Origin of the sequence: Roseomonas marmotae (genome assembly GCF_017654485.1) — a bacterium.
GTDB classification, from domain to species: domain Bacteria; phylum Pseudomonadota; class Alphaproteobacteria; order Acetobacterales; family Acetobacteraceae; genus Pseudoroseomonas; species Pseudoroseomonas marmotae.
In genome coordinates this window covers 2910293-2931541 of the sequence record NZ_CP061091.1, presented here as the reverse complement: position 1 = coordinate 2931541, position 21249 = coordinate 2910293, and the positions used below count along the sequence as shown (strand labels likewise).

The window sequence follows — 21249 nt, the reverse complement described above, 5'->3', positions numbered from 1 at the left end:
CGAAATGCGGCATCCGTGATGGCGGGAGCACGATGCCGCGCCGCGGCCTGCGGGCCTGATGTCACGCGGAACCTCGCCGCTGGCCATGCGAAGCCCGGCAATGACTTGAATGCCTCCCAGAAAGTCGCCGGGGGTCCTCAGGTTTTATGCGGCAGCAAGATGATTTGGCCGGCGGCTGAACCAGCCGCTGGCTCTCGGCGCTATGTTCTTGCCGCGCGGGTCCGGTCGATCAGATCGGCATGGGCCTGGAACATCGCTTCCTGGTCATAGTCACGCTCGGCCTTGGCCCGATTGGCCTGACCGGCCTGCCGGCGCAGCGCGGGATCGCGCAGCAGGGGGCGCATGACATCGGCCAGCGCCTGGTCGTCCTTTCCGGCAATGTAAGGCTGATTCTCGGCCGGCAGCATGGCGCGGATGTCGCCGGCATCGGTCGTGGCGACCGGTAGCCCCGTTGCCATAGCCTCCAGCACCGAAAAAGGCATCTGCTCGGTATCCGAGGAGAGCACGAAGAGATCGAGGGCACGATAGGCGGCGGCCGGGTCGGGCACATGGCCGATGAAGCGCACCACCTCGCACAGGCCAAGTTCCCGGACCAGGGCCTCCAGCTTTCCACGCTCCGGCCCATCGCCCAGGATCGCCAGCCGGAATTCCTGGCCTTCCTGCTTCAGCAGGGCCGAGGCGCGTAGCATGCGGCCCAGGTTCTTCTCCGGCCGCAGGGCGGCGACGGTGCCGATCAACGGAGTGCTGCCTGGAAAGATCGGATCGGTCGGCCCATCCGGCTGGAAGCGGCCCAGGTCCAGCCCGTTGGGGATGTGGTGCACGCGGCTTGCCGGCAGCTTCCAGGTTTCCAGAGCAGCGCGCAGCAGAATCGTGGAAGGCAGCACCACCGTGCTGCGGCGGAGCGCGATGCGGCGCGTTAGTATCCGCCGCCGCAGCTGACCATTGCTTTCCTCGGGGCCGAAGCCATCCTCGGTATGCAGATGCGGCAAGCCGGGCATGGCTAGGCGCGCGAGCGCGAATTCGATGCTGCCCCAATTGCTGGTCACCAGCAGGTCCGGCCGCAGCCGCCTCAGCATCGTGCCGATCTTCAGCATGGCACGCGGCAGGGCCTCGCCCCGCCGGATGGGGGAGGGCAGCATCTCCAACCTGACGCCGGGTGCGATCCGCTCCAGGCATTCGTCGTTGCCGTCCAGCGCGATCACCGCGTGGCGCCAGCGGTCACCGAAGCGGTTGGCCAGCCCGGCGAAGCGTACCTGCGCCCCGCCCACACCGAAGCTCGGGAAGACATGCAACAGCAGCGGCGCGTTCATTCGGCAGGCGCTGCCAGCTTGCCGCCATGGCGGCGGCCCAGTTCCTCGGCCGCCAGGGCCAGGACATGGCGGGCATTGCCGGCCCAGGTCAGGTCGCGCCGCCGGATCTCCTCCCGCGCCGCGTCGCCCAGGCGCTGCCGCAGCGCCGGGTCCTCGGCCAGGGTCACGATGGCCTGCCACAGGGAATCAGGATTGGCGGGGTCGAAGAGCAGCGCGGTTTCACCATGCCGCAGCACCTCCCGCAGGTTCGGCTGGTCCGGGGCGACGATGGCGCGGCCCGCCGCCATGTACTCGAATACCTTCAGGGGCGAGGCATAAGCCACCGAAGCCGGCTGCAAGGCGATGTCGAAGCCGCTGACCATGCGCGGCACATCCTCACGCGCGGCGAGGCCGGTGAAGCGCACGCGGTCGGATATGCCCAGCTCCGCGGCCAGCTTTTCCAGACCCGCGCGCGCCGGGCCGTCCCCGACAACCTGTAGAGCCAGCGTGGGCTGGCCCTTCCAGGTGGCCAGCGCACGCACCACGCGGTCCATCCCGTGCCATTCCCGCACGAAGCCCACGAAGCCCAGAACCAGTTGCCCCGGCACCCTGGCGGGCGCGGCGGCCTCGGCGAAATCCTCGGGATGGATGCCGTTGGGCACGACGGTGATCCGTGAGGCCGGCACGCCGGCGGCCTTGATATGGTCGGCCAGCACTTCCGTCACCGGCAGCACCCGGCTGGCGCGGCGCCAGGTCAGGCGTTCCAGCGCCGCCGCAATGCCGCGCAGCCCAAGCTTGCCGAAGCGCGCGCGCTCTTCCGCCAGGGGGGCGTTCACCTCCAGCAGCAGCGGAATGCCACGGCTCGCCGCCACCAGCGTGCCTGCCAGATGGAAGAGATTGGCGCGTTCATAGATGACGTCGGGCTTGAACTCGGCGGCGGCCCGGCGCAGGCGTAAGGTCGCCGGCACAATGTAAGCCAGCTCCGCCAACTCCCCCACGAATGCGGGCAGCCGCTGGCGCAGCAGGCTCACCATCCGGCTTTCGCCGCCCAGGCCAGCATTCTCGAAACCCGCCGGGCCGACCACACGCACCTCATGCCCGGCCGCCCGCAGCGCGGCGACCATGGCTTCGAGATGCACGCTCTGTCCGTCGCGTGAGCGAATGCGGTGGCTATAGAGAATTCTCATCCCTGCCGTCTCCGTGCCTGTCCGATCCATTGCATGGCCTGCCTGCGGCCGCGGCCAACGGTTTGTCGCGCCAGCGCCAGCAGGCCGGCGGTGCTGAACGGGTTGGCCAGCAGCAACCCGATGCGCTGCCGGCGCTGGCCGACCCAAAGTGGTTTATAGGCGTCATCGCCCCGCCCGAAATCCAGGAAGTCCACCCCGTCCTGCTCGATCAGTTGCCGGATCATCAGGGCGGTCAGCACCGTTCCAGGGGAGGCGGCGCGGGCATCCTCGGCATGGGCGAGCTTCAGCAGGCAGGCGCCACCGGCCGAGAGCACCCAGTATTGCGCCGCCAGCGGGCGTCCGTCGAGGTCGCGCAGCACGCCCAGGCGCAGCAGCCCGGCGGCGGCGGCGGCGCGCATCAGCGCGGCGTCGAACCGCGGAAAAGGCTCCCATGGCTTCCAGCTTTGCGCGCGCACCGCCTCATAGGCCGCGATGCCGGCCTCCAGTGCCGGCCCCGGGGCGGCGATGGCTTCGTAACGTGCCTGCCGTGCCGCGCGGGCCAGCTTGCGCTGGATGGTGGTGCGGAGCGCGGGGGGACGTTCCGCCAGATAGGCTTCCCAGCCACCGGGCGCCAGCGGTTGCCACCAGTTGCCGAAATGGTCGAAGGGGAGGGGCACCAGCCTGGCGCTTTTCAGCCCGGCGAGGATCTCCTGCATCTGCGGCGCCGTGCCATCCAGCGTATCCAGCCGCACCGGGCGCTCGCGGCGCAGCAGGCGGCCCAGCCTCGCACCGGCATCCGTCAGTGCGGCACCAGGGGCGGAAAGCGGCTGCCAGGTCAGGCTATAGGGTGTGGAGAGGCTTTGCAGCACGCCGGAAGGGTCGCGCAGCAGCGGCAGCACCAGTTCACGCCTCTCGCCACAGACAGCCAGGACGGGAGTGGTGCCGGCGGGCAGGGCCTCGGCCAGAACGGTGTCATACCAGAGGCGGGTATTGAAGAATTCACCCCGGCCCGGCGGCGCCAGCACGGCATCGCACCAGCCCGGCAGGCCGGAGCCGGGCTTCGGCAGCGGCAGCAGCTCCGCGGCGTGGTTAGTCGCGAAGCGCATAGACGATCCTTCCCGCCCATTCCCGCAGAGCGAACCAGCTATCGGCCAGATGGTCTGGGCGGGGAAGCCAGCTGGCCCATCCCCACTCCACATGCCGCGCAGGCCGAACCGGTGCCGCTACCGGTTGCAGGCCGGCGCGGCGGAAGGCGGCCAGGGCGCGCGGCAGGTGCCAGGCATGGGTGACGACATAGGCCGTGCCGATACCGTCCTGCCGCAGCATGTCGGCGCTGTGGACGGCATTGCCGCGGGTATCCGGCGCCTGCTCCTCCACCCAGCGGGGCTGGATGCCGAAATCCTCCCGCAGGCTCCGCGCCATCATGGCGGCGATCGGCGGCGTATCGGGGACGAGGACGCCGCCCGTGACCAGGACCGGCAGGCCGGTGCGCCGCCCGAGCGCGGCGCCGGCACGCAGGCGCTCCAGCGTCATGGGCCCGACATCCGCGTTCCGCGGGCCACCGGCCAGCTCGGCACCGAGGATGACGATGGCCTGCGGTGTCGCGCCATCCACCGCGCTGGCCGGGGGAAACACCGCCACCTCGCGCTCCAGCGAGGCCAGCAGCAAGCCGGCGACGACGGGGGTGGAGAGCAGGGTGATTCCCAGCGCCGCCAGCACGGTGGCCAGCCCGCCCCGGCGCCAGCCGCGATGGGCGAGCCATCCGCCCGCCAGGCAGGCCAGCACCAGCCCCAGCGGCGGCAGCACCAGCGCCGTCAGCAGTTGCTGCAGCACCGTCACGCCGGCCCGGACGCGTTACCGAAGCGGACATCCCGCCAGGTGGCGGTGCGGCCGCCCACTTCCTCACGGAAGAAGGTGTAGAACTCGTCCAGCCAGTCCAGGAACCTGTCCCGCTGCGCGAGGCTGCGGACATAGGGCGTGTTGCCCGGCTCCAGGGAGGGCGAGTGATAGGTCAGGGTGAAGACCCGGTGCCCCTGCGAGAGCATGTGGCGCACCAGCCGCTTCGCCTCATCGATGGTCATGCCTTCCGGCGTCAGGCGGATACGTTCCAGCAGGCCCAGGCGCGACATGACACCGGCCAGCCGGAGGCCGCCGGGCAGCGGCCGGAAGACCAGCGGCGCCAGCTTACCCTCATACCGTCCCGCCAGACGGCCGACGAGGGCGGCGGAGACCGGGATCTCCATCAGCGTGCGCTCGGCATCCGTCCAGTAAGGCCCCGGAGCACTGCCCCAGGCCTCAGGGAAGCCGTGGTGGGAGGGCGCGGGCCAGCAGGGTGCGAGGCTGCTGTCGGCCACATATCCCAGCGACTTCAGCACATCCGCCGTGCGTGGCCCGACACCGTAGCGGCCCGTGCGGTAGATCTGCGGCCTGATGCCGAAAGCCTCGCCCAGCGCATCGGTCAGGCGGCGGGCCTTCTCCAGTTCCAGCGCCACCGGCAGATTGCCGGCATAGCTGTTGTGCTCCCCGACTTCCTCAGTGAAGGGCGGCGTCACCCAGGGATGCATCTGCGCGCCGACATCGCAGAGCCCGTCCTTCATCAACTCCCGCAGAGGCGCCCGGCCGGCATCCTGCGAGGCGACGGGGAAGTCCGCGAGATAGAGCGGCACCACCCCGTGGCGCTCGAAGACGCGGTGCGCCAGATGCTGACTGGCCATGGAGGAGACGTCATAGGCCGTGCGGCTGAAGGGGCGGGACCAGTCGAAGGCCTCTTCCGCATCCACCGTCGTCAGCAGCAGCGGCTTCTCCTGGTGCGCCATGGAAACCGGGGTATGGAAGCGCTGATCGATGATGGAGGCGCTGCAGCGCAACTGCGTTTCCGGCTCCGCCACCGCCTGGGGCTCCGGTCCCATGCCGTAGATGCTGAGATAGCTCGCCGCCGCCTGCCGCATGCTGAAGCGCGCGGTGGAGAGCGCCTTGGCGGCGCGGCCGATACGCTGCCGCAGTGCCTTGTCCGCGGCCAGCCGGTTGACGGCGTCCAGATAGCCCTCGGCATCGTTGAAGAGAAAGCCGGTCTCGCCATGCCGCACGAAGTCGTCGTTCACGCCGGGCAGGTGCCGCACCACCACGGGCAGGCCGTGCGCCATGGCCTCCGGCACCACGGTGCCGAAGCCCTCCAGGTGGGAGGGGAAGGTCAGCATATCGGCGGCGGCGAAGTAGGGGTGGGGGTTCAGCTGCTCGCCCAGGAAGAAGACCGCGTGGCCCAACCCCGCATTGGCGGCGGCCTGCCGCATCGCCGCCACATAGTCCTTCTCCAGCTCCGGCCCGACCACCAGAAGCTTCGCCTTGGGGTGGCGGGCCAGGATGGCGGGCATGGCATCGATCAGGAAGCGCGGGTCCTTGCGCGCGCAGAGCCCGCCGACGAAGAGCATGACCGGGTCATCCTCGCCAATACCGAGCGAGGCGCGCAGCGCCGCCCGGCTGCCGGGCGGGGTGGGCGGAAGCGTGATGCCGCAGGAGACGAGGTGGCAGCGCGCCGGGTCCACGCCCACGCTGCTGGTCTCCTGGAACAGCTTGGGGCTGATGCTGACATAGGCGTCGAACATGCGGAAAGCACGCAGCGCGAGCGGCCGCAGCGACGGGCGGTAATGGCCGACCAGGACGGGCAGGCTGTCATCCAGCGTGGCGGAGAGGACGAGCCGCCGCCGCGCCAGGGCCGACAGCAGATAGGTCAGGAAATACCAGTCCGCATGCGTGCGGAAATGGATGGTGTCGTAGCGGTGCAGGTTCCGCAGGAACCACCAGGCCATCGCCGCGTGCTGCGCCAATGTGCCCAGCCGCCTGCCGGTGATGTAGCTGACGCGCCGCAGGGTGGAGCAGGCAGCGACGGGCTGCGGCGGGCGCGGCGTATGCGTCACCACCAGCTCGTGCTCCACATCCGGCGCGAGTTCCTGCATCACCGCGCTGGAGCGTTCGAGGAAAACGCCCTCACCAGTGAAAGTGGGACGGTAATACTTCAAGACATGCAGGACGCGGCGCTTGCTCATCCTGTGAACTCCATCCCCAAAATTGGGCATTTTCTTTTGTCCCGCTTCGCGACACCTTCCCCAAGGTGCAGATTCGTGTCGCGCCGCTTCACCGTTTCACCGACCTCGAGGGGGAGTGGCGCGCCCTTGAGGCGGAACTGCCCTCGTTGTCCTTCTTCCAGTCCTGGAGCTGGGTGGGTTGCCTGGCGGAGGAACGCTACACCGACCCCGTGCTGCTGCGCGCCGAAGCCGGCGGCAATCTGGTGGGGCTGGCGCTGTTCAACCGCCGTGGCGGCCGGTTGCATCTGGCCGAAAGCGGCGATGCCACGCTTGACGCACCCTTCATCGAGCACAACGCACCGCTGCTCGCCCCGGCTGCCGGGCCGGACGCCCTGCAGGCCATGCTGCAGGCGGCCTGGGGCGCCGGCGCCCGCAGGCTGGTGCTGAACGGCGTGCCGCCCGCGCTGGTGCAGGCGGCCGGTGGCGTGCCGCTGCGGATGCAGCAGAGGCTGGCGCCGCGCCTGTCGCTGGATGCCGTCCGCGCCGCCGGGGGCGACTATCTCGCGACCCGCAGCAGCAATACCCGCCACCAGCTCCGCCGTTCCGCCCGCGCATTCGCCGAGGACGGCGCGGTGGTGCTGCGGCGGGCGGAAACCGTCCCGCAGGCGCTGGAATGGCTGGAAGGGCTGATCCGTCTGCACGAGACGAGCTGGCAGGCACGCGGCAGGCCGGGTGCCTTCGCCTCGCCCTACCTGCTGCGCTTCCATCGCCAGCTCATCGCCCAGGCGCTGCCGCGAGGGGAGGTGGACCTTCTGCGCGTCACGGCGGGGGAGGCGGTGGTCGGCTACCTCTACAACTTCCGCCTGCGTGGTCAGGTGCTGGCCTATCAGAGCGGGCTGGACCATGCCACGGCCGGCCTGCACCGCAAGCCCGGCATGACCTGCCACGCTCTGGCCATTGAGCAGGCGCTGGCCCGTGGCGATACTGTCTATGACTTCCTCGCCGGTGCCGACCGCTACAAGCGCAGCCTCGCCAATGACGAGGTGCCGCTGCTCTGGGCGGAGATGGTGCCGCGCTGGTCGCCGCTGGGCCTCGGCGCGCGTCTGTTGCGGCGCTGGCGGCAGCGGATGGAATAGCAAGGCCGGCACGTCGTGGCCGGCCAGGGCGTGATGGCGCCCGACCGGCGAGGGGGCCGTGCCGCGGAAGACTACGGCGGCCGGCTCGGGGCGGCTCATCGCCGCCATCGGCGCCACGCCTTGCATCAGGGCCTGCATCCTCAGCCTCCGCGCAGGACGCTCAGACGGCGGCTGACGGCCAACCCGCTGAGGGCGCGGCGGATCAGCCGGAGCATGTCGCTCTCGGCGCCCTCGGGACAGCCAGCCAGCGTCCAGAGCGCGCCCAGCGCCGCCAGAAAGCTGACCACGCCCAGGCCGACCCCGGCGAGCAGCTGCATGACAGCCGCGCCGGCATCGCCCGGCGGCGGCGCCCAGCCAAGTCCGACCGACCACAGCACCAGCGCCATCACCGCCGTCGCCAGGACGGGGCGGACGACACGTGCCAGCAGGCGGGTGGCGCGCAGCCGCAGCAGCCGCAGCGCCAGGCCGACCAGCAGCGTGTGCTCGGCCAGCATGACGACGGCGGTGGCGGCGGCCGCGCCGGTCAGCCCGTAATACGGGATGACCGCCAGCATCAGCGGGATGCGGATCAGCGCGGAGGTCGCGGTGGTGCCCAGCAGCGTCCGCAGCATGGCGCGCGCCGTGAGCAGCGCCCCGCTGACATTGCCGAACAGCGTGATCGTCCAGGCGAGGCCCAGGATCGCCACCACTGGCACGGCCTGCAGCCATTCCTGCCCGAAGGCCAGTGCCACCACGGCGCCGGAGACCAGGGAGATGCCCATGCCTGCCGGCAGGGTCAGCAGCGCAATGACCGCGACGATACGTAGATAGGCATCGGCCACTTCCTCCATGTCCCCGTTGCGGAGAGAGGCCGCGAAGCTGGGCATGCAGGCGCGGCAGATGGGGTCCACCACCTCGGTCGTCGGCAGGATCGCCACTTCCATGCCCACCGCGAAGATACCGACATCGACCGGCGCCAGGGTGCGGCCGATCACCAGGTTGTCCATGCGGTCCCGGAAGACGGTGGTGACGCTGATCGCCCAGCTCCAGGCCGAGACGCCCGCCAGCTCCCGCCAGGCGGAGAGGGCGAGGCGGGGGCGGAAGGGGTGCAGCACATAGCTCATCACCACCAGCCCGGCGCGGTTCACCACGATCCCCAGCACCAGCGCCCAGTGACTATGCAGCACCAGCGCGCTGCCGATGGTCACGGCGATGCCGAGGAGGCGCGGCATCAGCTGCAGCTGGAATTCCTTCTCGAAGGCCAGGTGCCGGCGGAACTCCACCGCGCCGACATTCGTCAGGCCCGCGGCGCCGGCGGAAAAGGCGATGGCCAGCAGCACCGGCTCCAGCCGCGCGTCGGAGAAGAAGCGTGAGGCCGGCTCGGCCGCCACGGCCACCACCAACGCCACCAGCAGGGAGCGGATCAGGTTGAGCGTGAAGGCGGTATTATAGAGTTCCGGGCGCGGGTTGGGGGTGCGGACGAGCTGATCCTCCACCCCGATGGAGAGGCAGATGTCCAGCGCGATCGCGAAGGTGGTGGCCAGCGCCACCAGGCCGAAATCCTCGGGCGCCAGAAGCCGCACCAGCACCAGCGTGCTGGCCAGCCCCAGGATGCGCGTTACCATCCGCCAAGCCACGACCCAGCCCGCACCGCGCATGGTGCGGCCCAGCAAACTGCCCGGCGTCGCGTTCTGCGGCGCCGCTCCGTCCGAAATCGACATCTGTTAAGTCCCGATAGCCCCGTGCAGAAGCGGCGATGCCGCCGCACCGTCCCCTGCCGCCAGGAAACCCTCCAGCACCAGGAGGTTCCAGAGCGCCTGGCCGTGCTCATGCCGGCCAGAGGCATGACGATCCACCATGGCCGCCAGCGCGGTCGGATCGAACAGGCCGGAGTCCAGCATCGGTGCACCCAGCAGCCGGGCGCGCACCGCGTCGGCCTGGTCCCGAAGATGGGTGCCGATGGAGGTGGCGAAGCCCTGCTTCGGCCCCCGCAGGATGCTGTCCGGCAGGTGGGAAGCCATGGCCTGCCGCAGCACCTGCTTGCCCTGTCCGCGGTGCAGCTTCAGCGACGGCGGCAGGGCCATGCCCCATTCCACCAGCGTATGGTCCAGCAGCGGCGGACGCACCTCCAGCGAGACGGCCATGCTGGTGCGGTCCACCTTGGTCAGGATGTCGCCGGGCAGATAGGTGTGCAGGTCGGCATATTGCGCCTGCAGCAGCGTCTCATCCGGGTCGCATTCCGCCATGTACTCCGCGAAACGGGTGCCGGGGTCATGCCCCTCCACTTGCGCCCGCAGGGCGGGGGAGAGCAGGGCGCGGCGCTGTTCCTGATGGATGCGGCAGACGGTGCGGTAATAGCCTGTCGCGCTGTCGAGGCTGATTTCCGTCAGGGTGTGCTTGGCGCGCAGCCAGCGCGGCGCCGTGTCCAGCTTCGGGTAGATCCGCGCCAGCCCGCCCAGCACCTGCCGCCGCGCGCGTGCCGGCACATAGGCACGCACCGCCTCCGCCAGCTGGTGCCAGCGATAGCGGCGGTAGCCGGCGAAGACCTCGTCGCCGCCGTCGCCGGAGAGCGCCACGGTCACATGCCGCCGCGCGAGCTTGCAGACGGCCAGGGTGGGGACGGAGGAATGGTCGCCGAAAGGCTCGCCGAAGATCAGCGCCTGTTCCCGCGCGGCGGCGAGATAATCGGGGGTCGAGGCTTCGGCCAGATGGGTGGTGCCCAGCCGCGCCGCCAGCGCGGCGGCGGCGGGGCGTTCGTCGCCCGCGCCAGGGAAGCCGATGGTGAAGGTCTGCAGCGGGTGCGCCAGCCGTGCCGCAAGGGCGGTGATGGCGCTGGAATCGACACCGCCGGAGAGGAAGCTGCCCAGCGGCACATCCGACATCAGCCGCAGCCGGACTGAGGTCTCCAGCCGCGCCGTCAGTTCCGCAGCCGCATCGCGCGGGCGGTCCTGCGTGGTGGTGGGGGGCTGCCAGTAGCGGCGCGGCTGCGGCAGCAGCGGCAGGCCCTGCCGGCGCAGCAGCAGCGCATGCCCGGCGGGCAGGCGGCGGATGCCGGCGTAAATGGTGTCGGGGTCCGGCACATAGCCCAGCGCCAGGAAGTCATCGACCGCCACCGGGTCCAGCCGGCGGGACAGCGCGGGCAGTGCGAGCATGCCGGACAATTCGGAGGCGAAGGCGACGCTGCCATCGGGGAGCTGCGCGTAATGCAGCGGCTTCTCGCCCAGGCGATCGCGCGCCAGCAGCAGCTCGCCGCTGCGGCGGTCCCAGAGCGCGAAGGCGAACATGCCGTTCAGGCGCTCCAGGCAGCCCATGCCCCAGGCCTGCCAGGCATGCAGAATGGCCTCGGTGTCCGAGCGGGTGCGGAAGCGGTGGCCGGCGGCCTCGAGTTCCTGCCGAAGTTCCTCGTGGTTGTAGATCTCGCCATTGAAGGAAATGACGACCTCGCCATCGGCGCTGGCCATGGGCTGGGCACCGCCGGCGAGATCCACGATCGCCAGCCGGCGGTGGCCGAGCGCAAGTCCGGGCTCGATATGGAAGCCCTCGCCATCCGGCCCGCGGTGCCGCATGGCGTCAGTCATCCGGCGCAGCAATGCCGCGTCGGGGTTTGTTTCACGATTAAATGAGAAAAGCCCTGCCAGGCCGCACATGTCGGGATTATCCTGCTGAGCTGATTCGCGCCGGGCGCGCGGCGCAAATCAGTTCCGGGGGAAGGAACGACGGATGGAGCCTCATGAGCCTGCCAAACCGGCTGCGAAGCGGCCGCCGGAGCGGCGATGGCCGTGGCCGGCCGCCGCTCTGCTGATCGTCATCTGTTCGGTTGTGGCATGGCTCGTTATCATCTTCCTGCTCCGGGCTATGCTGCTCTGATGGCCCGGAAGGGACCGGCCTGCTCCGACAGGCCGGGGCGCCCTGCGGAAAGCCAGGCCAGTGTCTCCGCCAGCCCATCCCGGAGAGAGACGGAAGCGGTGGTCATCAGCTTCTCCCGCGCCAGGGCAGGTTGGCCAAGGGAATGCCGGATCTCGCTGGAGCGGGACGGACGGTGCTGCACGTCCAGCGGGACGCCGCAGAGCTCCGCCACCAGCGACGCCAGGTCCAGCACCGAGGTCGGCTGGCCGCTGCAGACATTGAAGACCGGCGCCGAGACCGAGGCGGCCGGCAGCGCCGCGAGCAGCATCCGCACGACATCGCCGACATAGACGAAATCGCGGGTCTGCAGCCCGTCCCCGAAGACCTGTACCGACTGGCCCTGGGAAATGCGGTCGCAGAAGATCGAGATCACGCCGGAATAGGGTGAGTTCGGGTCCTGCCGGGGCCCGTACACGTTGAAGAAGCGCAGCCCCGCGGTCGGCACGCCGTGGGTGTGGCCGGCGACGCGCGCATGCTGCTCGCAGCCCAGCTTGTCCGCGCCATAGGCGGAAAGCGGACGTGGCTGCGTGCCCTCATGCAGCGGCAGCGCATCCGCATCCCCGTACACGGCGGCGGAGGAGGCATAGACGACAGGAATGCCGCTGTGCCGCGCCGCATCCAGCACAGCGATGGTGCCGGAGAGATTGATGCGATGCGTGCCGTACCAGTCCTGCACGCCGCGCTCGACCGAGGCGACGGCCGCCAGATGAAAAACGGCGTCCACACCAGCCACCGCCTGCCGCACGGTCTCAGCATTCGAGACGTCGCCAATCAGCAGCGAGGCGCCGGGGACAAGATTTGCTTCATGACCGGTGGAGAGATCATCCAGCACCCGAACGCGATCCCCGCGCGCGCGAAGCGCGGCGCAGAGGTGGGAACCGATGAACCCGCAACCTCCGGTAACCAGGATGGTCGCCATGTTCGTAAGACCTTCCGACACTGTTGCCGTGCTTGAATGGTAGCCAAATACTGGCTAGCCATGAAGTGTAAAAATTTGAGAACCCATATTTTACATTTTCAGTTCAGATGTTGAATTCCACGTAAATCTTTTACATCATAATGAAAAAAACGATGCTGTCGGAAAATTTTACTTCTACTCTTGTGATGCCGGAATAGGATGCCGCGGGGATGATCAGTTGGATTCATACCTGCCATGCGTCAGGACATGCGCCTGGAGAGGGATACTGAATGGACGTCAGTGTTGTCTGTCCCGTGTTCAACACCCCGCCCGAGCTGCTCCGCCGCGCCGCGCGCTCGGTGCTGGAGAATGCGCCGGCGGTGCGGGAACTGATCCTGGTCGATGACGCATCGCATGACAGCGCCACCATTGCCGCCTGTCAGGAGTTGCGTGAATCAGACCCGCGCGTGGTGCTGGAGCGGCTGCCGGAGAATGGCGGCCCGGCTTCCGCGCGCAACCACGGCATCGCGCTCGCACGCGGGGAATGGATCGGGTTCCTGGATGCCGACGACCTCTGGGCACCGGACCGCATGGCTGAAGCCGAGGCCGTATTGGCGGAATATCCCGATGCCGCATGGATCGGCGGTGCACATGGCTTCATGACCGGGGACGGCCCCTGGCAGGCCGCGCCGGTCCTGAGCACGCGCCTCGGCAAGACGGCGCACGGTCGTGCCGTCCGCCTGGATGGGCCGGCGCTGACACGGGCCTTCATCGCGGATTTCTGCATGCACCTGGGCGCCATGCTGGTGCGGCGCAGCCTGCTGCTGCGGGCAGGCGGCTTCGCCGAGGGGCTGACCTATTACGAGGATTTCCTGGCAATGGCGAAGCTGTCGGTGCTTGCGCCTCTGCATTACCAGCCGCGCATGGTCTATGGCTGGCGGCGGGGGGAAGGGGGGCTGACCGGCTCCACCGCCCGGCTGGCGGGGCATTCGGTACGCATGCATCGTCTTGCCGCCGCAGACCCGCTGCTGCGCGGCTTCCGGCGCGAATTACGTTGGGCGGCCTATAGCGCCCGGAAGGGGCTGGCGCTGAACAACCTTCTGGCCGGCCGGCGCCTTCATGCCCTGGGTTTCGCGCTGGCGGCCTATGCCACCGACCCGCGCGAGCTGCGTGACCTGGCTGTCTTTCTCCGCATCTGGGCGCAAGGTCCTGGCCGCGCCGTGGCGGATGGCGCGCGCTACAGCGGCTCCGAACAGTTCCAGGTGGGGACCGGCCCATGATGACGGCCGGCCTCGCCAGGCTGCGGCGGCGCCTGCATGCGATCGGTGCATCGCCTGGCATCTGCCGGCGGCCGGGAAGCTACGCCCCAGTCGCCACCGAGGCGCGGACGGCGCCGTTGCAGCAGCGTGATTTCAGGATGGCGGACCTGCGGATCCGCCGCGTCAAATCTCCGATGGAGTGATGGCTCCCATGAATTCCAGCATCAGCGTGGTGGTGCCCACCTACAACCGTGCCGAACTGCTGCCAGCCACGCTGGACGCCATTCTGGCTCAGACGCTGCGTCCGGCGGAAGTGATCGTGGTGGATGACGGTTCCACCGACGATACCCCGGCGGTACTGGCGCGCTACGAACCGCGGGTCCGGGTGCTGCGTATCGCCAATTCCGGCGATCTTGTCGCCCGGAATGAAGGGCTGGCGGTCGCGAAGGGCGACTTGGTCGCCTTCTGTGACAGTGACGACCTCTGGCGGCCGGGATTCCTGGCGACCATGGCCGGCATGTGGCGGGAGGAGCCGCATCTGCGCGTGGCTTTCAGCGACTTCGTCATCATCCGTGACGGGGTCTGGGAGCAGACGCGCAAATTCGCCCAGGCGCCGGCGGGATTCTGGGACGGGCTTCGCAGCCTCGGGCCACCGATGTCGGTCTTCGATATGCCGATCGTGCGGCGGCTGCTGGATTTCCAACCCTTCTTTCCGTCCGCCATGATGGCGGACCGGCGCTTCCTGCTGGGGATCGGCGGCTGGGATACATCGGTCAGCCGTCTGGTCGGCTGCGACTTCGCCACGGCCTTGCGGCTGGCTGAACATGCGCCTTTCGGCATTCTGCAGCAGCCGCTGGTGGGCATCCGCAAACATGCCGGCAATCACTCGGCCGATGTGCAGGCGATGAACCTGGGCGACGCGAAGATCCTGGAGCGGGTGCTGGCCACGCGCCCCTCGCTGCGCCCCTATGAATCAGCGGTCCGGGCCAGCATCGCCAAGCGGCGGATGCAGGCGCTGGATACGGCTTTCGTTCGCCAGGATTTCTCGGCGGTGCGGGAGATCGCGGCCATGCTGCCGCGCAGCGGCCGGCCTTTGCCGCTGCGCGTCAAGGCCGGCCTGGCCGCATGGCCGGCATCCCTGCGGGGACCGGCCGGCGCCACGCTGCTTTCGCTCGGTTCGCTGGCAGCGGCCACGCGGCGGCTGGTCCGCTAAGAACAACACCCGATCAGGTGACAATCACCTGATCGGGTGGCGATGCTCGTCAAAGTAAAAGCCAGGGGCGGACGAAAACCGCCCTAGGCGCCGCAGGTGGGGGTGCGGTTCGGCACGATGCTGAAGAGAGGGTCCCTGCGGAAATCCTGCGGGCGCGTGAACGGCGCGCCCGAGGCGGAAAGCCAGGCATAGGCCCGCTGCGCCTCCGCCGTGCCGGTCAGTTCCACCAGCGCCGCCAGGGATTGCAGCGCGAGCTGCCCATAGACGCCCTCGGACTTGCTCCAGCCGTTTTCATTGGAAAGGCCTTTCGCGCGCATGGCGTTGCCGGTTTCCGCCCAACTCCGCAGCGGCCGCGCCTCGCCCGCGCCGGGGTCGGCGGCGATCAGGTAGGCGACGCCGTCACGCGGGTTGAAGCCCTTCTCGGCGGATAGGAAGCGGCCGACAAGGAAGTTGCTCATCCAGCGCAGCACGGCCATCGCATCGGCGTCGCCACGCCGGGCGGCGGCGGCGGCGGTCGAGGCGAAGTAATCCTGCTGCCAGGGCGGCAGGGTGCCGGGCGCGCCATAGGCACCAGGGATGCAGCCATGCAACTCGCCCTGCTCGGCGGTCCAGCCGGGGATGCGGCTCCTCACCCAGGCCCAGTTGCCGTCGGCGCAGGTACGCAGATAGGGGCTGTTGGGATCGTCCTGCCCCGTGATCCAGGCGGCATTGCTGAGTTGCCGCAGCGACCATGCGGCGCCGCGCACCTGGTTGGAGCGGACGATGTTGAAGCCCTCGCCCGGGCCTGGGCGGTCCGGCGTGCCGCGCACCCCTGTCCATTGCGACACCACGCACCAGCTGGCCTGCGCCTGCAACCCGTCCAGAAAGGCGCGGCGGCCGGTCAGCACATAGGGGACGAAGCAGAGATCGGGCTGATGCGCGGCGTCCGGGATCCAGCCGCTTTCCTCGGAAACAGGCTGCGCCAGCCCCCCTGGCGGCGGGCCTCCACGCCCGTCCGTCCAGAGCCGGGGCCAGCGCTTGGCATCCAGCCAGCCACCGCGCCCGTCTCCTCCCTGGGGATCCCACAAGTGCCAGGGAACGGCGCCCGCGGCCTCGGCCTGGCCGATGGCATAGGCGGCGGCGCGGCGGTCGGAGGTGATCAGCCAGGCTGCCTGGGACATGGTGGCGGGGCCGATATCGGCACGGCCGCCGGTCTGCCGCATGTCCTGCGTGATCTGGCGCGCGCTCAGCGGCGCCTGCCAGCCGGGGCTGGCCATGGCGGCGGCTAGCCCGGCGATGACGGAATCATCGACGCCCGTCCGGAGGTTGTAGCGCGCCACAGCGCCGGCATCGGTCAGGTAGCCGGCATCATGCCGCACCCAGGGCGGGGGGCCACCGGGGCGGGAGACAAAAAGCCGTCCCCAGCCGGTATATTGCCACTGGCGAGGGATATCGAAGCGCGCGGCCTCCTTCCCATCCAGCACCAGGCGCGCGGTATACCGCGCCGTGCCGCCGCCCGGCTGCATGGCCGTGTCATTGCGGAACCAGGCATCCAGCCGCAGCGCACCATCGGCATGGAGCGCCAGGTCCGCCACCAGTCGCAGCGAGGTGACACCGCCGGCGGCGCCGGGCGGCACCGGTGCCTCGACGCGTCCCTGCACCGCCAGCGGCCCCGCCTGCCAGAGGCGGCCGGTAAAGGCGCGGGGCAGCAGCTCCATGCGCCATGTCTCTCCACCCGGGCCGATGATCTCCACCGCCGCCTGGCGGCCATTGGCCTGCGGCATGCCGCCTGCCGCCGGGGTCGGGCCAGCGGAGAGCACCACCTTTGCCGACTGGCCTGCGGCCAGGGCCGGCGCCGCCAGGCTGACCAGCGCGAAGCGCACCGAGCCGTCGGGGTGCTGGCTGCGGATATCAAGCTGCACCGGCAGGGGCTGGCCATTCGCCAGCCGGGCCCGCAGGCCGCTTCCCGCCGGCAGGTGCCCGGGGCGGAAGACCTGGCCGAAGACGGCCACGGCGCCTGCGGGGTTACCGGTGCCTTCCAGCGTCAGTCCCGTGATGTCGCCTGGCGCGGTGGGGCAGGGCGGCGACAGCCGGGCCGCGGAAGCGTATCCCGGCATGATGCTCATCCCGACGAGGCCCATGATCGCCTCGCGACGGCCAATGACGAACGGGGCGCGCATCATGCCGCCACCTGGCCAAGGACGCGCCGGAACAGCGACAGTTGCCCGGCCGTCGTCTCGTCCCAGCCAAAGGCCTCGGCATAGGCGCGCGTGGCCTCCCTGGCCGGCGGCTTCGCCAGCAGGCGGCGGACACCATCGGCGATGGCCTCGGGCGTCCGCTCATCGATCACCAGCCCGGCTTCGGGCGCGCGCACGGCCTCGCGGCTGCCCCAGGCGGGGCTGGCCACGACCGGCGTGCCGCAGGCCATGGCTTCCAGCAGCACATTGGCCCAGCCCTCGCGGCTGGAGGCCAGCACCATCGCGTCCACGGCGCCGTAATAGGAGGGCAGCCGGGCATGGGGCTGGGCACCGGCGAAGCGCACGCGGTCCGCCACGCCCAGGCGCTCTGCCTCGGCCTGCAGGAAGCCGCGCTCCGGCCCTTCGCCGACGATCACCAGCTGGTGGCCCGGCAGTTCCCGCAGGGCGGCGATGATGAGGTGGTGGCCCTTGCGCTCGATCAGGTGTCCTACCGAGAGCAGCACCGGGCCCTCCGCCATCCCCAGCGCCGCCCGCGCCGCGGCATGGGAAGCCGGCGGCCGGAAGGTCTCGAGGTCCACGCCGTTTCGCAGCACCGTCACCTTGCCCGGCGGCGCGCCCAGTTCCACCAGCCCTTCCTTCAGACCCTCGCTGACGGCGATCAGCGCATCCGCCTGGGCGATGGCCTGCTGGATGGCGCGGCGCGGCAGGCGGTACTGTGGCAGCTGGCTGGTGTCGGAACCACGGGCCGTCACCACCACGGGCTTGCCGAATTCCCGCCCCAGCCGCACGGCGGCCACGCCATCGGGATAGAGGTAATGGGCATCGATGGCATCGAAGGTCACGCCCTGGTCCAGCAGGCGCCGGATGGCGAGGCGGGCGCTGTGGTAGAGGCTGGTCGGCCCCGTCAGCATCCCCAGGCGCGGCGGCACCAGGAAGCGTGGATGATGCACCATCAGGCCGTGGCGCTGCTCCTTCCGGGGGATGCGGGCGTAGCGTGCCCAGGCGCCGAACTGCGGTGCCGAGGAGGGGAACCAGGGCACCGGCGCCAGGACGACGCTCTCGACCTCGCCGCTGGCGACGAGATGGCGCAGCCGGTTCTCCACGAAGACGCCATGGTTGGGCTGAGCGGCATTGGGATAGAGCGTGCTGAAGGTCAGCAGCCGCAGCGGCCGCTGCGCGGGCATGCTGCCACCGGCCCGCATGGGCCGGAGCTCTGTGATCATCTGCGTCACGTCCGTTCTCCGTGTCGAACGTCTCGAAGGGCGAGCAGCGCCAGGGCCATGCCTGGCCGGCCCGCGCACTGCCGCCGCATGGCGCACAGGCCGGGACGGCTCGGGATGAAGGCGGCGTCGCGCATCCGCATTCCTCCTCAACGCGCGGCGCGCAGCTCGGCCAGCAGGCGCGTCGCCTCCGCCCGCTCGGGGAAGGTGGCGTTGCCCGCCAGGGCCGGGCTCAGCACATCCAGCGCCTCCTGCTTCGCGCCGGTGGCGTTCAGGGCATAGGCCAGGCGGTAGGCCGCGCTGGGGTCCTTCGCCCGGCCGGGCGTATTGAAGGACATGCGCAGCAGCGGCACCGCACGGGCCGCATTGCCGTTGCGCGCCAGGATCCAGCCCAGCGTATCCGCCGTCTCCGCATTGGGGGCGACGAAATAGGCGCGTTCCGCGACTTCCTGCGCCTTGGCCGCACCGGCCGGCGTGGTGTTGCGGCCCATCACCCAGGCCAGGTTGTTCAGGATCACGCCATCCTGGGGCCGCTTCTCCGCCGCCTTCAAAAGGCCACGCTCGGCATCGTCCAGCCGCCCGGCCTCAATATCCAGCTGCGAGAGCATCAGCAGCGCCTCGACATCCTCCGGCTGCTGCTTGAGCCAGGCGCGCAGCACATTGGCCGCCTCAGCCGGCTTGTTCGCGGCCCGCCAGCTGGAAGCCTCACGCAGCGCCAGCTGGGCGGAAGGCGCCGTCTTCGCCGCGGCGGCATAGGCCTTCGCCGCGTCCTCCATCCGCTTGGAGGCGACCAGAAGGTCCCCCGGCAGGCTCAGGGAGGCGGGCTGGGCGCTCGGCTGCTTCGCCATCCGCTCGGCTTCCGCCATGGCGGCTTCCAGGCCCTGGGACTGCATCATCATGCCGAGCAGAGTCTGCTGCAGGGCGGCATCGCCGGGCTTCTCCCGCAGCCCCTGCTGGATCAGCGATTCAGCGGCCCGCTGGTCGCCGGCGCGTATCAGCAGGCCGGCCAGCTGGCGGCGGGCGGCGGAGGAATCCGGCGCGGCGGCCAGGGCCTGGCGGCTCGCCTCCTCGGCTTCCTTCCACTGGCCGGCGGCGGCATGCGCCTCGGAGCGGGCCAGGAGGAGCTGCAGGCTGTTCGAGGCGCGCAGCGGCTCGGCCTCCAGCACCGCCACCGCCTTGGCCGGTTCACCGGAGCGCAGCAGCAGGCTGCTCAGGGCGAGAGCCAGGCGCTGCTCACCCGGGGCGGCGGCCTGCACGGCTTCCAGGGTGGCGCGGGCCTCGGCGGCGCGCGGGGCACCCTGCAGCGCCGCGGCGGACAACTGCGCCAGAGCCTCGGCATTGGCGGGATCCTGCCGCAGGATCTCACCCAGCAGCCGTATGGCCTCGTCGGGCTTGTTCTCCAGGCGCGCGACGCGGGCGAGGCCCATGCGCGCGGGGGTGGAATTCGGCTGCTGCTTCAGCGCGGCCTCGAAGGCAGCGCGCGCCGCGGGCAGGTCCATGCGGATCGTGTCCAGCGTCCCTTCCAGCACGCGGCCGGCCTCGCTCTGCCGCGCCTCGGCCGGCAGCTTGTCCAGCTGCGCCTCGGCGCCGCTGAGATCACCCTGGAAGATGGAGGAATAGGCCAGCATCTGCCGCGTGGCCGCATTATCGGCCCCCAGCTCCAGCGCTCGGGAGGCCGCATCGGCCGTGCCGGCGGTATCGCCGACCGCCAGCCGTGCCGCGGCAAGGCGGCTCTGGATCCCGGCGTCATCGGGTGCCAGGGCGGCGGCCTTCTGCATTGCCGCCAGAGCGTCGCGCGGGCGCTTCAGCTGGGCCTGCACCCGGCCCAGCAGGTCCAGTGACGCGGCATCGGCGGTGCCCCGCTCCGCGAGGCGGGAGAGCACATCCGCCGCTTCCTGCGGGCGGTTGTCCTCCAGCATCAGCGCCGCCAGCATCTTGGCGCCGCGCGGATCGCCGGGCTGCCGGGCGACATAGCGGCCGGCGGCATCCTCGGCCTGCGACTTCTGGCCCACGCCGCGCTTGGCGGCCGCCTGCAACAGATACCCCTCGGGGAAATTGGCCAGGGCCGGGCCCAGGCGCTGCAACTCGGCATCCGCGGCGGCCCAGTTCTCCGCGCGGACCAGCAGCATGGCGCGCAGATAAACGGCCGGCATGCTGCCCGGCAGCACGGCCAGGGCGGCGTCGACATCAGCGCGGGCGCGCGCGTCCTCGCGCATCTGCATCAACGCCTCGGCCCGCCGCAGCAGCGCCATGACGTTGCCGGGCTGCTGTTCGAGCAGCTTGCTGAAGGTGGCCACCGCCGCCTGGGCGTCGCGCCGCTCGAACTGCAGGCGGCCCTTGCGGAGCAGCGCCTCCGGGTCGTTCGGGTTCCGCGCCAGCACGGCATCCACGGCAGCCTCCGCCGCTGCGCGGTCACCGCGCACCAGAGCCATGTCGGCCGTTGCAGTGCCGACCTGGGGCATGTCCGGCGCCAGGCGGCGCGCCAGTTCCAGGGATGCTTCCGCCTCACTGGTCTGGCGCAGCGCCAACTGGGCCCGGGCGCGCGTGGCGGCGATCAGGGCACCGAGCGCCGGGGGGGTCTCCTGCTGCGGGAAGTCACGCAGCAGCTGCTCGAAACGGCCGGAGATCAGGTAGGCGCGCATCAGCAGCTCTGTGCCGGCCACCTGGTCATATCCATTGGCCAGGGCGGCGCGGGCCTCCCGCTCCGCCATCTCGGCATCGCCCAGCTCCAGGCTGACGGCGGCCAGCCCGGCGCGCGTGGCGGCCGAGTTCGGCTCGTCACGCGCCGCGTTGCGCCATTCCAGATGCGCCGCCCGCAGGTCGCCCTTTGCCTGCGCGGCCTCCGCCCGATCCTGGGCGCCGGCCGCCAGCACAGGCATGGGGGTCAGCGCACCGAGGGAGAGGGACAGAAGGACGGGCAGCATGAACGGCAGGGCGCCGAAGCGGCGCGAAGTAACAGGACGGGGGGACGATCGGCGCATGGC

Annotated in this window: 14 protein-coding genes; 3 read left to right on the top strand and 11 right to left on the bottom strand. The window is 70.4% G+C overall.

The annotated features are described in order from the left end of the window. Positions 1-200: 200 nt before the first annotated feature. Genes IAI58_RS13730 through IAI58_RS13710 form a run of 5 tightly spaced genes read right to left on the bottom strand, consistent with a single transcriptional unit; the run spans position 201 to position 6498 of the window. The gene (locus IAI58_RS13730) at positions 201-1310 is read right to left on the bottom strand and encodes a glycosyltransferase family 4 protein (protein ID WP_207450108.1); all 1110 of its coding nucleotides are present in this window, start codon (positions 1308-1310) and stop codon (positions 201-203) included. Then, a complete protein-coding gene (locus tag IAI58_RS13725; protein ID WP_207450110.1) occupies positions 1307-2476 on the bottom strand; it encodes a glycosyltransferase family 4 protein in 1170 nt (389 codons plus the stop codon). The genes IAI58_RS13730 and IAI58_RS13725 overlap by 4 nt, the downstream gene beginning before the upstream one ends. Beyond that, a complete protein-coding gene (locus IAI58_RS13720) occupies positions 2473-3561 on the bottom strand; it encodes a GNAT family N-acetyltransferase (RefSeq protein ID WP_207450112.1) in 1089 nt (362 codons plus the stop codon). Before IAI58_RS13720 ends, IAI58_RS13725 begins: the two co-directional genes overlap by 4 nt. After that, positions 3545-4288 carry a YdcF family protein gene (locus IAI58_RS13715; RefSeq protein ID WP_207450114.1) on the bottom strand — a complete coding sequence of 248 codons (744 nt, stop codon included), beginning with the start codon at positions 4286-4288 and terminating at the stop codon, positions 3545-3547. Before IAI58_RS13715 ends, IAI58_RS13720 begins: the two co-directional genes overlap by 17 nt. A 2-nt stretch (positions 4289-4290) precedes the next feature. Continuing rightward, complete coding sequence (locus IAI58_RS13710; protein WP_207450116.1) at positions 4291-6498, bottom strand: glycosyltransferase; 2208 nt, start codon at positions 6496-6498, stop codon at positions 4291-4293. Between the two features lie 65 nt (positions 6499-6563). Between IAI58_RS13710 and IAI58_RS13705 the strand changes: the two genes are divergently transcribed. After that, complete coding sequence (locus tag IAI58_RS13705; RefSeq protein ID WP_207450118.1) at positions 6564-7613, top strand: GNAT family N-acetyltransferase; 1050 nt, start codon at positions 6564-6566, stop codon at positions 7611-7613. A 140-nt stretch (positions 7614-7753) separates the two neighbouring features. Here the strand turns inward: IAI58_RS13705 and IAI58_RS13700 are convergent, their stop codons facing one another. The 3 genes from IAI58_RS13700 to IAI58_RS13690 form a co-directional block, all read right to left on the bottom strand. Continuing rightward, on the bottom strand, positions 7754-9313 hold the full coding sequence (locus IAI58_RS13700; RefSeq protein WP_207450120.1) for an oligosaccharide flippase family protein: 1560 nt from the start codon (positions 9311-9313) through the stop codon (positions 7754-7756). Between the two features lie 3 nt (positions 9314-9316). Then, positions 9317-11239, bottom strand: a complete 1923-nt coding sequence (gene asnB / locus IAI58_RS13695; RefSeq protein WP_207450122.1) for an asparagine synthase (glutamine-hydrolyzing) — start codon at positions 11237-11239, stop codon at positions 9317-9319. A gap of 206 nt (positions 11240-11445) precedes the next feature. Then, positions 11446-12417 (bottom strand): NAD-dependent epimerase/dehydratase family protein, encoded by a 972-nt coding sequence (locus IAI58_RS13690; protein ID WP_207450124.1) that lies wholly within the window; start codon positions 12415-12417, stop codon positions 11446-11448. 269 nt (positions 12418-12686) lie between these two features. Here IAI58_RS13690 and IAI58_RS13685 point away from each other — a divergent pair, with 269 nt between their 5' ends. Both IAI58_RS13685 and IAI58_RS13680 read left to right on the top strand, forming a co-directional pair. Then, a complete protein-coding gene (locus IAI58_RS13685) occupies positions 12687-13676 on the top strand; it encodes a glycosyltransferase family 2 protein (protein WP_207450126.1) in 990 nt (329 codons plus the stop codon). 190 nt (positions 13677-13866) lie between these two features. Next, the gene (locus tag IAI58_RS13680) at positions 13867-14868 is read left to right on the top strand and encodes a glycosyltransferase family 2 protein (protein ID WP_207450128.1); all 1002 of its coding nucleotides are present in this window, start codon (positions 13867-13869) and stop codon (positions 14866-14868) included. An 83-nt stretch (positions 14869-14951) separates the two neighbouring features. Here IAI58_RS13680 and IAI58_RS13675 read toward each other — a convergent pair whose 3' ends face one another. From IAI58_RS13675 to prsT, 3 genes are all read right to left on the bottom strand, one after another. Then, complete coding sequence (locus tag IAI58_RS13675; RefSeq protein WP_207450135.1) at positions 14952-17030, bottom strand: hypothetical protein; 2079 nt, start codon at positions 17028-17030, stop codon at positions 14952-14954. Continuing rightward, positions 17027-18268, bottom strand: coding sequence for a glycosyltransferase family 4 protein (locus tag IAI58_RS13670; protein WP_237182631.1), 1242 nt, complete (start codon positions 18266-18268; stop codon positions 17027-17029). The genes IAI58_RS13675 and IAI58_RS13670 overlap by 4 nt, the downstream gene beginning before the upstream one ends. Before the next feature lie 146 nt (positions 18269-18414). After that, entirely contained in the window at positions 18415-21246 is a 2832-nt protein-coding gene (prsT, locus tag IAI58_RS13665) for an XrtA/PEP-CTERM system TPR-repeat protein PrsT (RefSeq protein WP_207450137.1), read from the bottom strand. Positions 21247-21249: the final 3 nt, after the last annotated feature.

Bases quoted from the DNA above. Each gene is read 5' to 3' on its own strand.
- IAI58_RS13730 (WP_207450108.1), bottom strand. From the start codon at position 1,310: ATGAACGCGCCGCTGCTGTTGCATGTCTTCCCGAGCTTCGGTGTGGGC.
- IAI58_RS13725 (WP_207450110.1), bottom strand. From the start codon at position 2,476: ATGAGAATTCTCTATAGCCACCGCATTCGCTCACGCGACGGACAGAGC.
- IAI58_RS13720 (WP_207450112.1), bottom strand. From the start codon at position 3,561: ATGCGCTTCGCGACTAACCACGCCGCGGAGCTGCTGCCGCTGCCGAAG.
- IAI58_RS13710 (WP_207450116.1), bottom strand. From the start codon at position 6,498: ATGAGCAAGCGCCGCGTCCTGCATGTCTTGAAGTATTACCGTCCCACT.
- IAI58_RS13700 (WP_207450120.1), bottom strand. From the start codon at position 9,313: ATGTCGATTTCGGACGGAGCGGCGCCGCAGAACGCGACGCCGGGCAGT.
- asnB (WP_207450122.1), bottom strand. From the start codon at position 11,239: ATGTGCGGCCTGGCAGGGCTTTTCTCATTTAATCGTGAAACAAACCCC.
- IAI58_RS13690 (WP_207450124.1), bottom strand. From the start codon at position 12,417: ATGGCGACCATCCTGGTTACCGGAGGTTGCGGGTTCATCGGTTCCCAC.
- IAI58_RS13685 (WP_207450126.1), top strand. From the start codon at position 12,687: ATGGACGTCAGTGTTGTCTGTCCCGTGTTCAACACCCCGCCCGAGCTG.
- IAI58_RS13680 (WP_207450128.1), top strand. From the start codon at position 13,867: ATGAATTCCAGCATCAGCGTGGTGGTGCCCACCTACAACCGTGCCGAA.
- IAI58_RS13675 (WP_207450135.1), bottom strand. From the start codon at position 17,030: ATGATGCGCGCCCCGTTCGTCATTGGCCGTCGCGAGGCGATCATGGGC.
- IAI58_RS13670 (WP_237182631.1), bottom strand. From the start codon at position 18,268: ATGATCACAGAGCTCCGGCCCATGCGGGCCGGTGGCAGCATGCCCGCG.
- prsT (WP_207450137.1), bottom strand. From the start codon at position 21,246: ATGCGCCGATCGTCCCCCCGTCCTGTTACTTCGCGCCGCTTCGGCGCC.